The organism is Pseudomonas sp. FP453 (genome assembly GCF_030687495.1).
Classification (GTDB): domain Bacteria; phylum Pseudomonadota; class Gammaproteobacteria; order Pseudomonadales; family Pseudomonadaceae; genus Aquipseudomonas.
The window spans coordinates 4,334,770-4,346,566 of sequence record NZ_CP117435.1 but is presented as its reverse complement, the minus strand read 5'-3'; the positions used below and the strand labels follow the sequence as shown (position 1 = coordinate 4,346,566).

At 63.3% G+C, this 11,797-nt stretch carries 14 protein-coding genes; 6 read left to right on the top strand and 8 right to left on the bottom strand.

What is annotated here, in order from left to right; genetic code table 11:
• The first annotated feature begins 4 nt into the window (after positions 1-4).
• The 4 genes from PSH87_RS19670 to yegS all read left to right on the top strand — a co-directional run bounded on the left by PSH87_RS19670 (position 5) and on the right by yegS (position 2,379).
• A complete protein-coding gene (locus tag PSH87_RS19670) occupies positions 5-316 on the top strand; it encodes a hypothetical protein (RefSeq protein WP_026136600.1) in 312 nt (103 codons plus the stop codon).
• 24 nt (positions 317-340) lie between these two features.
• Positions 341-667 (top strand): hypothetical protein, encoded by a 327-nt coding sequence (locus PSH87_RS19665; protein WP_017735240.1) that lies wholly within the window; start codon positions 341-343, stop codon positions 665-667.
• 156 nt (positions 668-823) lie between these two features.
• Positions 824-1,369, top strand: coding sequence for a hypothetical protein (locus tag PSH87_RS19660; RefSeq protein WP_305430775.1), 546 nt, complete (start codon positions 824-826; stop codon positions 1,367-1,369).
• 92 nt (positions 1,370-1,461) lie between these two features.
• Complete coding sequence (gene yegS / locus PSH87_RS19655) at positions 1,462-2,379, top strand: lipid kinase YegS (protein ID WP_305430774.1); 918 nt, start codon at positions 1,462-1,464, stop codon at positions 2,377-2,379.
• Here yegS and PSH87_RS19650 read toward each other — a convergent pair.
• The 3 genes from PSH87_RS19650 to PSH87_RS19640 all read right to left on the bottom strand — a co-directional run bounded on the left by PSH87_RS19650 (position 2,338) and on the right by PSH87_RS19640 (position 4,566).
• The gene (locus tag PSH87_RS19650; RefSeq protein ID WP_026136602.1) at positions 2,338-2,997 is read right to left on the bottom strand and encodes a response regulator transcription factor; all 660 of its coding nucleotides are present in this window, start codon (positions 2,995-2,997) and stop codon (positions 2,338-2,340) included. The two genes, yegS and PSH87_RS19650, sit on opposite strands and share 42 nt — an antisense overlap.
• Positions 2,994-3,887 (bottom strand): sensor histidine kinase, encoded by an 894-nt coding sequence (locus PSH87_RS19645; protein WP_017735244.1) that lies wholly within the window; start codon positions 3,885-3,887, stop codon positions 2,994-2,996. The genes PSH87_RS19650 and PSH87_RS19645 overlap by 4 nt, the downstream gene beginning before the upstream one ends.
• Positions 3,888-4,116: 229 nt before the next feature.
• Positions 4,117-4,566: a hypothetical protein gene (locus PSH87_RS19640; RefSeq protein WP_017735245.1), complete on the bottom strand. Its 450-nt coding sequence runs from the start codon at positions 4,564-4,566 to the stop codon at positions 4,117-4,119.
• 518 nt (positions 4,567-5,084) lie between these two features.
• Between PSH87_RS19640 and PSH87_RS19635 the strand changes: the two genes are divergently transcribed.
• The gene (locus PSH87_RS19635) at positions 5,085-6,020 is read left to right on the top strand and encodes a chemotaxis protein CheV (RefSeq protein WP_017735246.1); all 936 of its coding nucleotides are present in this window, start codon (positions 5,085-5,087) and stop codon (positions 6,018-6,020) included.
• 39 nt (positions 6,021-6,059) lie between these two features.
• Positions 6,060-6,866: an MOSC domain-containing protein gene (locus tag PSH87_RS19630; RefSeq protein WP_305430773.1), complete on the top strand. Its 807-nt coding sequence runs from the start codon at positions 6,060-6,062 to the stop codon at positions 6,864-6,866.
• Between the two features lie 47 nt (positions 6,867-6,913).
• On the opposite strand, the gene PSH87_RS19625 is transcribed toward PSH87_RS19630, so the two are convergent.
• The 5 genes from PSH87_RS19625 to atuD form a co-directional block, all read right to left on the bottom strand.
• On the bottom strand, positions 6,914-7,198 hold the full coding sequence (locus PSH87_RS19625) for a pyrimidine/purine nucleoside phosphorylase (RefSeq protein WP_010208796.1): 285 nt from the start codon (positions 7,196-7,198) through the stop codon (positions 6,914-6,916).
• A 63-nt stretch (positions 7,199-7,261) separates the two neighbouring features.
• On the bottom strand, positions 7,262-7,792 hold the full coding sequence (locus tag PSH87_RS19620; RefSeq protein WP_305434345.1) for an exonuclease domain-containing protein: 531 nt from the start codon (positions 7,790-7,792) through the stop codon (positions 7,262-7,264).
• A gap of 84 nt (positions 7,793-7,876) precedes the next feature.
• Positions 7,877-9,760, bottom strand: a complete 1,884-nt coding sequence (locus PSH87_RS19615) for an acetyl/propionyl/methylcrotonyl-CoA carboxylase subunit alpha (protein ID WP_305430771.1) — start codon at positions 9,758-9,760, stop codon at positions 7,877-7,879.
• A gap of 111 nt (positions 9,761-9,871) precedes the next feature.
• Positions 9,872-10,633 carry an enoyl-CoA hydratase/isomerase family protein gene (locus PSH87_RS19610; RefSeq protein ID WP_305430770.1) on the bottom strand — a complete coding sequence of 254 codons (762 nt, stop codon included), beginning with the start codon at positions 10,631-10,633 and terminating at the stop codon, positions 9,872-9,874.
• Complete coding sequence (gene atuD / locus PSH87_RS19605) at positions 10,630-11,787, bottom strand: citronellyl-CoA dehydrogenase (RefSeq protein ID WP_017735251.1); 1,158 nt, start codon at positions 11,785-11,787, stop codon at positions 10,630-10,632. Before atuD ends, PSH87_RS19610 begins: the two co-directional genes overlap by 4 nt.
• Positions 11,788-11,797 lie beyond the last annotated feature (10 nt).

The following is an 11,797-nucleotide window of genomic DNA, read 5'->3' as shown; positions in this document are numbered from 1 at the left end:
CGTCATGTTCAGGAGCAGTTTGCTGTCGAGTGTTTGCGTTTTCCTATTGCTCGGCTGTACAGGAAGGGGCTTTCAACCGCCGCCTCCGGATTTCACCGAGTGGCAAAAAAGCGGAGTCTCTTTAGAGGGCGTCAAGAGTGCAATGCGCGCCTGCGGTTACACCAACTTGGCGGGAACGGGAGACAACTCGCCGATCGATGTGGTGCTGACGCGCTTCTACTGCATGAAGGACGCAGGCTTCACGCGTAAAGACAATATGGACCTGTGCAAGCTCGGCCGTATCGGTGAGTCGCCGGTCTGTGACGGCCGCCGTTAATCCCTCACCCAAAGGACACACGCAATGAACACTTTACGCAATGGACTGTACGGCGCTGCACTGGTGCTGGCGGCAATCACCCTGGGCGGTTGCGCCTCGTCGGCGGCCATCACCGGCGAGCCCGGGGTGAACATGGGTGACAGCTACCAGAAGGTGCTGGCCGTGGTCAGCCGCAACAACACCGTGACCAAGCAGGTCGATGGCCAGGGCTTCCGGGCCGAGGGGTATTCGCCGATGTTCAAGGACTGCCGCGCCAAGTACTTCCTGTTCCAGGGCGCCGATGGCTTGCAGCGCGTGAGCTATGAGCCGGCGCCGAACTTGTCGGTCAACCAGAACTGCCGCCAGCCCTGACGCCTGTCCGTTAAGGATGAACACTCAACCTGTGGCGAGGGAGCTTGCTCCCGCTGGAGTGCGAAGCGCTCCCATGCTTTTTGGGTCTGCTGCGCAGCCCAGCGGGAGCAAGCTCCCTCGCCACAGGTTCAGCGTTTCCATGGAGTACTTATGCAGATGAGACTGTTACCTGTTATCCCCGCCGTGCTGCTGTTGGCGCTCGGCGGTTGCGGCCAGGTGGCGAACATCCGTTCGCTGTCCACCGGCTACGTGCCGCCGCAAAGTGGCGAGACCGCCCGCGTGCGCCTGGTCACCGACGGCCTGGTGCGTGCGGTGCCGGGGCGTGATTGCCTGGACTGGAGCGTGCCCGGCGCCGGGGTGATGGCCTCGGTCAAAGCCGGTTTCCCGGATCACAACGGCGCCAGCCTCGGCATGCCCGGCCCCGTCTATTCGTGGGCGGGCGCGGTCACGTCGGAGCTGGTGGTGCCGGCCAACAAGCCCATCGCATTCCACTACCTGGGCCGGCTGCAATACCCTCGCCAGTGCGCCAAGACCATGACGTTCGTGCCCAAGCCCGGGCGCGACTACTTGGTGCAGGCGTCGATGTCGGCGGATTGTTCGTTCCTGCTCGACGAGTTGCCGGTGGACGGCAAGCAATGGCAGCGCATCGAGCCGACGCCGGTGAGCAAGGTCCCGATGTGCAACGCGATGGATAATTTCTGACCGGCGCAATTTATTTGCGTCACCATGGCTTTTTTCCCGCCAGCAAAGGTCCACATCCTTCATGCACCTTTGCAACCAGGAGTAAGCCCGCTATGACCAGCCCCAAGGCACTGTTGATCCTCCACGGCAAGCAAGCCCTCAACGAGGACGTACGCGCGGCCGTGCAGGCCCGGCGTGAGCAGGGCTGGGAGCTGGCGGTACGGGTCACGTGGGAGGGCGGTGATGCCGAGCGCCTGGTCCATGAGGCGTTGGATGCGGGCTACACCCATTTGATCGCGGGCGGTGGCGACGGCACCTTGCGTGACGTCGCCGAAGCGATGGCCCACGCCAAGACCGACGCCAGCCTGGTGCTGATGCCCCTGGGCACCGCCAATGACTTCGCCCGCGCCGCCGGCGTGCCGCTGGAGCCGGCCCAGGCGCTGGCGCTGCTGGATGTGCCGCCAAGGGCCATCGACCTGGGCCAGGCCGGCGGGCAGATCTTCCTCAACATGGCCACCGGCGGCTTCGGCAGCCAGGTCACGGCCAACACCTCCGAAGACTTGAAGAAGGTCCTCGGTGGCGCCGCCTACCTGTTTACCGGCTTGACCCGTTTCAGTGAACTGAAGGCGGCTTACGGTGAGCTGGAAGGGCCGGGCTTCCACTGGAAAGGCGACCTGCTCGCGCTGGGCATCGGCAACGGCCGCCAGGCGGGCGGCGGGCATGTGCTGTGCCCGGGCGCGGTGGTGGATGATGGTTTGCTCGACATCAGCATTCTGCCGGCGCCGCAGGAAGTGGTCGGCACCTTGCTGACGCTGATGAGCGACGGTGGGCTGGACAATATGTTTGTGCGCGCGCGCCTGCCGTGGGTCGAGATCAAGGTCGCCGACGGGCTGTACATCAATCTGGATGGCGAGCCGCTGAAGGGCGATGACTTGCGTTTTGTCGCCTTGCCCAAGGCCTTGCGCGTGCACCTGCCGGTGGGTTCGCCGCTAGTCGTCGAGGCTGATGATCTGCTCGCGCACCGCGAATAACACCAGGCCCGCCACGTCGAAAATCTGCAGGCGCTTCATGATCTGCGAGCGGTGCGCCTCCACGGTCTTGATACTCAAGCCGAGGCCGTGGGCGATTTCCCGGGTGGACTTGCCGCGCACGATCAAGCGCAGGATCTCCAGCTGGCGCGCCGTGAGGTTGTGGCTGTGGACTACCGGGGACACCGGCCCCTGGTTGCGCACCAGCGCCTGGTTGATCACCGTGTGGGCAATCGCCGGGCTCAGGTAACGTTCGTTGTTGCGCAGCGCCAACAGCGCATGTTCCAGCTCGCTGGCGCTGGTGTCCTTGAGCAGGTAGCCGTGGGCGCCGCACTCGAGGGCACGCATGATCAGTTCCGGGTCGGTGTGCATCGACAGGATCAGCACCTTGCTCTTGGGGTGCGCGCTCTTGAGTTGCTGCAAGGCGTCAAGGCCACCGGTGTGTTTCATCGACAGGTCGAGCAGCACGATATCCGGTTGCAGGGCGTTGAACTGTGCGAGCAGCTGCGCGCCGTCGCTGGCTTCGCCCACCACCGCGTAGCCGGGAATATCGAGGATCAGCGCACGCACGCCGGCCCTGATCAACGCGTGATCATCCACCAGCAATAAATTACAGGTCACTCAAGCACCTTGGGCGCGCTGGCCCGTTCGAGGGCGCGCGGCGCCCAGGGGAAAAGCGCGTCGATCCGCGTGCCGGTGCCGGGATGGCTGACCACGGACAGGGAGCCGCCCAGTTGATCGATGCGTTCGGACATGCCAGCCATGCCCCGTTGGCCTTCGCGGCCGGGGTCGAGGGCGGGTGAAAAGCCTTGGCCATCGTCGTAGATCGTCAGCGACAGCCCTTCGGGCAGGCGTTGCAGGCGCACCACCAGGTTGCGTGCCTGGGCATGGCGTTGCATGTTGGTCACCGCCTCCTGGGTGATGCGAAACGCGGCCACGGCCATTTCCTCGGGGATGCCGGTCAGCCGTTGCTGGCATTCCAGGCTCCAGTGCGTGGGGCTGTTTTCCAGGGTCTTGAGCAAGTGCGCGCGCAGGCTCGCTTCCAGGCCCAGGCTGGTCAGCTGGCGCGGGTTGAGGATGGCGGAGACATCACGCACCTTGGCCAGGGTTTCACTCAGGGTATTGCCGAGCATTGTGCATTGGCCTTGCAACTCCTGGGGCAGGCGGCGCTGCAGCCATTCACTCTGCAACTTGGCGGCGGTGAGCAATTGGCCGATATCGTCGTGCAGCTCCCGGCTCAGGCGGTGGCGTTCGTTTTCCTGGACTTGCAGCAGGCGGTCAGCCAGCTCCTGGGGTTGGAACTTGATGGATTTGCGTGACACCCATTGTTGCAGCGCAACCACGGCCAGCGTGCCCAGGTTGAGGATCAGCAGCAGCAGCGGCACCGGCGCAGCGTGGACGTAGGCCCACAGGCTGACCAGCAGCGCACACAGGCACAGCGCGAGAATGATTCGGCGTGCATGGCTGCGGGAGATGGATGTGACGAGGAGTGACCTGAGGCTGGCGTACATAGCGGATGCTTTTCACGTTGTATGCATCATGAAGTTGAGTCACTTCGAGGGCGGCATGGTAACACTTTGATTACCGCTGGTCGCCAGACGTCAATCGCGCAGTTTCCCTGTTCTGGGAAGTTATAACGGGTCGTACTTTTTCTGCATATAACGGATGCGCGCGCGTAAGTTGCTCCTGTCGTTTCTGGACAAGTAGCCGATTAAAAGCGACCACCAGGCCAAGCGGCATTCATGACGCTCGATGCAGGCGTTGCTCGGGTTTATAGCTGAAGTTCTTTTGTGGGATCTGCAAGGTCACCGTGGCAATCAGGTTGGTTTGCTCACTGTCATCCAGGCCCAGTTCGCCGGTGCGCGTGTCGATCAGTTCCAACTGCCAGGCCAGCAACGTCAGGCACGCGTGCAAGGCATCCAGGGCCTGGTCATGCAGTTGCAGCGGGTTGACGGCATTGGCAATCAAGTACTGGATGTGCCTGGAAAATTCGCTGATCGCCTGCAGGGCCAGGTTGTCGGCCTTTTCGGCGAGTCGGGTGAGGCTGATGGTCATGCACTCGATGGCATCGCTGTCATTGCGAATCAGGTGCAAGTGGCTCAGGCATTCTTCCGACTTCGCCAACAGGGTTTCAGCTTCAAGCAGGAATTCGGGAAGTGCGGTTTGCCATTCGTTTGCGCTATTCATCATGCAAGTCTCCACAACATACGGTCGGGTGATGAGATGCCGCGTCGGGTGAATGGCGTAAAACTACCGCTGAAATATGACGGAGATCTGTAGTTCGCGTCTGAACTTTTAGTAGGAAGTTTATTGTAGTGATCGCGATAGCCGTGCGTTACCCGCATCGTGCGGGCGCACATATGAAGCGCTGGAAGACCCGTGGGTCGTGGGCTGGACATCGCAAACAAAAGCCTGACTCCATTCATGCAATGAGAATGGCGTCACATTAATGGCTATTAGATATTGCGAATATCAGGTTGGGCCTGATTGTGACTAGGGGAATCCCTTAGGCAGCGGAACCTTGCGTCGCTTTGAATGTCGCGCAACGTCGCTGTAGTGCCATATGGAGAGGCGTGGCCAGTAAAGCATGATGTCAGTGTGACATCAATGGATTTACGTGGCATTTTACCGGGGTCAAGATCTGGCGCTCGCCGCCGATAACAGACCTTAATGAGCTGCACATTCCTTTCGCGCATCAGGAGCTTTTAATGGCCGGCATTCTCGACACGGTAGATCAACGTACGCAACTGGTCGGTGAGAATCGCCTGGAGATCCTCATGTTCCGCCTGGCCGGGCGGCAGCTGTTCGCGATCAACGTGTTCAAGGTGCAGGAAGTCCTGCAATTGCCCAAGCTGACCCTGATGCCCCAGCGCCATCCGTTTGTCTGCGGCGTGGTCAACCTGCGCGGCCAGACGCTGCCGGTGATCGACCTGTCCCAGGCCATCGGCATGCGCCCGCTGGTGCCGGGGCCGAACAGCACCATTATTGTCACCGAGTACAACCGGTCGGTGCAGGCGTTCCTGGTGGGCGGCGTGGACCGCATCGTCAACATGAACTGGGAAGCGATCCTGCCACCGCCGACCAGCGCCGGGCGCCAGCATTACCTCACGGCCATCAGCAAGGTCGATGACCAGTTGGTGGAAATCATCGACGTGGAAAAAGTCCTCGCCGAAATCGTGCCGTACAACGCCAAGGTCTCCCGGGAAAAACTCGAAGACCCGGTGCTGGAACGCGCCCGTGGTCGCGAAGTGCTGCTGGTGGACGACTCCAACGTGGCCCTGTCGCAACTGCGCGGCACCCTCGGTCAGCTGGGGCTGAAGATGCACATCGCCAGTGACGGCCTCAAGGCGCTGAACATGCTCAAGGCCTGGGCCGACAGCGGCGTGGTGATGACCGACAAGCTGCTGATGGTCTTCACCGATGCCGAAATGCCCGAGATGGACGGCTACCGCCTGACCACCGAGATCCGCAACGACCCGCGCCTGCGTGGCTTGTACGTGGTGCTGCACACCTCGCTGTCGGGCAGCTTCAACGACTCGATGGTGAAGAAGGTCGGTTGCGACAACTTCCTCTCCAAGTTCCAGCCGGACAAACTGGTGGACGTGGTGCGCGAACGCCTGATGCTGGACGAAGTGCCCGCTTGACCTTAGGGTAGCGTCTTTACCCCCAAGGATTGCAGGCCCATGCTCCGTCTCAGCGCGTTGTACCGTTACCCCTTGAAGTCCGGCAAGGCCGAGGTCTTGCAGCAGATCGGCCTGGATAAGCTGGGGTTGGACGGCGATCGACGCTGGATGCTGGTGGACGAGGCCAGCGGGCGTTTCCTCACCCAGCGCGCCGTGGCGAAGATGAGCCAGCTGTCGGCCCTGTGGAACAGCGCCGGTGGCCTGACCCTCAGCTCACCGGGCTACCCCACCCTGGACGTGGCCCTGCCCGGCAGCGACGCCGAGTTGCGCGGCGTGACCATCTGGCGCGACACCTTGCGCGTGCCGGATGCGGGCGACGCCGCGGCCGCCTGGGTCAGCACCTTTATCGGCAAGCCCACGCGCCTGGTGCAAATCCCCCTGGAGCGTGCGCGCACCACCGAAGCGGGTTACGGCAAGGACGATGACCAGGTCGCGTTCGCCGACGGTTACCCGTTGCTGGTGATCGGCCAGGCGTCCCTGGACGACCTGTCGCAACGTATCGGCCGGCCCATGGAAATGCTGCGCTTTCGCCCCAACCTGGTGATCGAAGGCAGTGAGGCGTTTGCCGAAGATGGCTGGAAACGCCTGCGCATCGGCGATGTGGAGTTTCGCGCGGTCAAGCCGTGCTCGCGTTGCATCCTCACCACCATCGACCCACAGACCGGCGAGCGCAGCCCTGACCGCGAACCCTTCGTGACGCTGGAGGCGTATCGCAAGACCGAGAACGGCGCGATTTTCGGCCAGAACCTGGTCAACGATGGTGTCGGCCAGTTGGCGGTGGGCATGCCGGTAACGATCCTGGAATGAAAAAAGCCCGTCTCCTGCGAGACGGGCTTTTTTTTAGCGGGTGAAACTCAGCCGCGGTATTCGCACAGGTAAGCGGTGTCGACGGCGACTTTCAGCTGGAACTTGCTGTTGGCCGGCACGTTGAACTGGCTGCCGGCGGCGAAGGTTTCCCACTCGCTGGCGTCTGGCAGCTTGACGGTCAGCGCGCCGGACACCACGTGCATGATTTCACGCTGGGCGGTGCCGAATTCGTATTCACCCGGGGCCATCACGCCGATGGTCGCCGGACCTTCTGCGGTGCCGAAAGCGATCGACTTGACGGTGCCGTCGAAGTACTCGTTGACTTTGAACATGGGTGAATCCTCGGAAAAGGGTCTGGAAAGGTCGGCCAGTATGCCCAAGGGCAGGGGAGCTGCCTAGACCGGCAAAATCAGCGGCAACAGGCGTGCGGTGTTGCGCGCATCCTCCAGCGCCCGATGTTGCTGGCCGTTGAACTGCATCCCTGCCAATTGCAGCGCGCCATTGAGCCCCAGCGGCTTGTCCAGCCGGCGCGCCTTGGCGAAGCGTTGCTTGAGGTTCACATGGGGGGTTTGGGCCAGCGCGCTGGCCAGGCCATGGCGCTGCCACTCCAGTTCCAGCCGCTTGCGGTCGTAGTCGCCCCAACTGGCCCAGCCTTCCAGGCGCGCGTGGTGCTGGCCCAGCCAGCGTTCGAACAGCGGCCACACTTCGGTGATCGGCGCGGCAGCGTCGATATTCGCCTGGGTGATGTGGGTCAGTTGCCGGCAAAAGGGCGTCAGCAAGGGCCGGCGCAACGGCCGGACACAGCGTTGGAAATGGTCCAGTTCGCGGCCCTGGCGGTTCACCAGGCTCGCGCCGATCTCGATGACTTCCATCTCCGTCACGGGCCAGCCGCCGTCATCCGTCGTGGCTTCAAGGTCAATAATCAGCCAATGAGGCCTCGTGCAGGTTCCCGTCTCTTCCCTTCTTGATGGGGATAGAGCGTAGCCCGGCCGCGTAGTTCCGCCTAGGCGTTATTCGATCTCCAGCAAAACCTGGCGATTGCGCACCTGATCGCCGGCAATCACCTGCACACCTTTGATCACTCCGTCGATGCCGGCAGTCAGCGAATGCTCCATTTTCATCGCTTCAAGCACCAGCAGCAGCTGGCCTTTGCTCACACGCTCACCGGCGCTGACCCGCACAGCAACGATGGCCCCGTCCATCGGCGCCTTGACCGTGCCGCTCTGCACGTCGGCCTGACGGCTGGCGGCCTGGTGGGTGCGGTCGGTCACGTGCAAGCCCGGCAGCCACAACTGGTCGCCGTCGAGGTGGTAGGCGACGCGACGCCGGATGCCGTTGAGCACCAGGGTGGCGCAGTGACCGTCGGTGGTAAGAGCCAGCGGGGCAAGGGGCACGCTATGGATTTTGTCGTTGACCTCCAGGCGGCAAGTGCCCGCGACGCTGGCGTTGTTGCGCCAGCCCGCGAGGCTCTGGGGATGGGTGTCGGCGCTGTGTTGATAGAACAGCGCGGCGGCCAGGCTGAGCTGTTCGGCCGAGACCGGCTGGCGCGGGATGTGGTTGAAGTGTGCGGCGATAAACCCGGTGCTGAATTCGCCACGGATAAAATCCCCCTGCTTGAGCAAATCCGCGAGGAACCGTTGGTTGGTGGTCACGCCCAGCAACAGCGTGTCCTCCACCGCGCGCAGCAGTTTGCGCCGCGCTTCCTCACGGGTGGCGCCGTGGGCGATGAGCTTGCCGAGCATCGGGTCATAGAACGGGCTGATGCGCTGGCCTGCGCACACGCCGTGGTCAATGCGCACGCCCGCGGCCGGTTGCCAGCGCAGCACCTCGCCGGTTTGCGGCAGGAAGCCCTGGGCCGGGTCTTCGGCATACAGGCGCACTTCCATGGCGTGGCCGCTCAGGGTCACGTCCGCTTGCGTCAGCGGCAGGGGCTGGCCGGCGGCGATCTGCAATTGCCAGTCCACCAGGTCGAGGCCGGTGATCAGTTCGGTGACCGGGTGTTCCACTTGCAGGCGGGTGTTCATCTCCAGGAAGTAGAACTGGCCTTTGCGGTCGAGCAAGAATTCCACGGTGCCCGCGCCAACGTAGTGCACCGCGCGCCCGGCTTTGAGGGCGGCTTCGCCCATGGCCTGGCGCAGCTCGGCAGTCATCACCGGGCAGGGCGCTTCTTCGATGATTTTTTGATGGCGGCGCTGGATCGAACAGTCGCGCTCGCCCAGGTAGATCAGTTGGCCGTGGCTGTCGCCGAACAGCTGGATTTCGACGTGGCGCGGGTCGATCAGCGCTTGCTCGAGGATCAGTTCGTCGCTGCCAAACGCATTTTTCGCTTCGGAGCGCGCCGTGTGCAGGTTCTCCAGCAAGGCGTCGGCCGTGTGCACCAGGCGCATGCCGCGCCCGCCGCCGCCAGCGCTGGCCTTGATCATCAGCGGGTAGCCGATGCGCTCGGCTTCGTGTTGCAGGGTCACGTCGTCCTGGGCGCCGCCCTGGTAGCCGGCGATGCACGGCACGCCTGCGTCGAGCATGGCGAGCTTGGACAGGCGCTTGCTGCCCATCAGCTCGATGGCCGCGACGCTGGGGCCGATGAAGGTCAGGCCGGCCGCGAGGCAGGCGCGGGCGAAGTCGGGGTTTTCGGAGAGGAAGCCGTAGCCGGGATGGATGGCGTCGGCGCCGGTTATGCGCGCTGCTTCGAGAATCGCCGCGATATTCAGATAGGACTGCTGCACGGGCGCTGGGCCGATATTGACGGCTTCGTCGGCCATCTGCACATGCAGGGCCTGGGCGTCGGCGTCGCTGTACACGGCTACGGTGCGGTAGCCCAGGGCCTGGGCGGTGCGCTGGATGCGGCATGCGATTTCGCCGCGGTTGGCGATGAGGATTTTGCTGAAGGCGGGCATGGGGTTATCCCTTGGCTGATGGGGTGTTTGTTCGGGCCTCATCGCGGGCAAGCCCGCTCCCACAGGTTGAAATGCGTTCCTCCTGTGGGAGCTGGCTTGCCTGCGATGGCGTCATTTGCACCACCCAGGCTTGCGCTTCTGCACAAACGCCTGCGTCCCCTCAATCCCTTCTTCGCCAATCACCGCCTCGGCAAACCACTGCGCGCCCCGATCCAATACAACCCCCAGCGGCTCATCCACACTGGCCAGCAACAACGCCTTGGTCCGCCTATTCGCCCCCGGCGCGCAGCGCAAAACCTGCCCGAGCACCTCATCCAACCGCTCGGCCAACGCCTGCGGATCACGCTCGGTAAAGTGCACCACGCCCAGCCGCTGCGCCTCCACGCCATCAAACCGCGCCGCCGTCAGCGCCAGTCGGCGGGCCTGGGTCAGCCCGATGCGCTTGACCACAAACGGCGCAATCTGCGCCGGCAACAAGCCCAGGCTGGTCTCGGGTAAGCCGAACTGCGCCTGGTGATCGGCAATCGCAATATCACTCACGCAGGCCAAGCCAAACCCGCCGCCGAGCACTGCGCCTTGCAGCAGCACGATCACCACCTGGGGCACCGCTTCGACGGCTTGCAGCAAGGTGCCGAACGCGCGGTTCAGCGCCTGCAATTGGTCGCCGGCGTTGACCAGATCCTTCACATCCGCCCCGGCGCAGAAGTGCCCGCCGGCGCCGCTGATCACCACGGCGCGCGTGCGGCCATCCAGCTGCGCCAGCACCGCGTGCAGTTCGTTGACCATTTCCAGGCTCATCGCATTGCGACATTCAGGCCGGTTGAGGGTGATGTGCAGCACGCCGTTATGCGGTTCCAGCAGCAAGGTGTTCATGGTTTTTTCCCCGGCAAGGTGCCCATCAGTTTGCAGATGATGCCCAGCATGATTTCGTCGGCGCCGCCGCCAATCGACACCAGCCGCACATCGCGGTAGGCGCGTGCCACCGGGTTGTCCCACATAAAGCCCATGCCGCCCCAGTATTGCAGGCAACTGTCGCTGACCTCGCGGCCCAGGCGCCCGGCCTTGAGCTTGGCCATGGAGGCCAGGCGGGTCACGTCCTGGCCCTTGATGTACTGCTCGGTGGCCTGGTACACCAGCGCGCGCAGGCATTCGATCTCGGTGGCCAGTTCAGCCAGGCGGAAGTGGATGACCTGGTTGTCGATCAGCGCCTTGCCGAAGGTCTGGCGTTCCTTGCAGTACGCGATGGTGCTGTCGATGCAGTACTCCAGGCCCTTGATCATATTGGCCGCGCCAAACAGGCGCTCTTCCTGGAATTGCAGCATCTGCATCATGAAGCCCGCGCCTTCGTGGCCGATCCGGTTGCGTTGCGGCACGCGCACGTTGTCGAAAAACACCTGGGCGGTCTCGGAGCTGTGCATGCCGAGTTTTTCCAGGGGCGGGCTGACGCTGATGCCCGCGGTGTTCATCGGCACCATGATCAGCGACTTATTGATATGGGGCTTGTCGTCGGAGGTGTTGGCCAGCAGGCAAATGAAGTCGGCGCTGGGGGAGTTGGTGATCCACATCTTGCTGCCGTTGATCACGTAGTCGCTGCCGTCCTTGCGCGCATGGGTCTTGAGCCCGGCCACATCGGAACCGGCACCGACTTCCGAGACGCCAATGCAGCCGACCTGCTCGCCGCTGATGGCCGGGCGCAGGAATTCGTCGCGCAGTTCATCACTGCCGAAGCGGGCGAGGGCGGGGGTGCACATGTCGGTCTGCACGCCGATGGCCATGGGGATGCCGCCGCAACGGATGCTGCCGAACTCTTCGGCGGCGACGATGGAATAGCTGTAGTCCAGGCCCATGCCGCCGAACTGTTCCGGCTTGGAAATGCCCAGCAGGCCGAGGTCGCCGGCCTTGCGGAAGATCTCGTGGATGGGGAAGCGCCCGGCTTTTTCCCATTCATCCACGTGGGGGTTGATCTCGCGATCGACGAAGGCGCGCACGGTGCGGCGCAGTTCCTGGTGTTCCTGGGTAAAGATCATTGTTCTTATT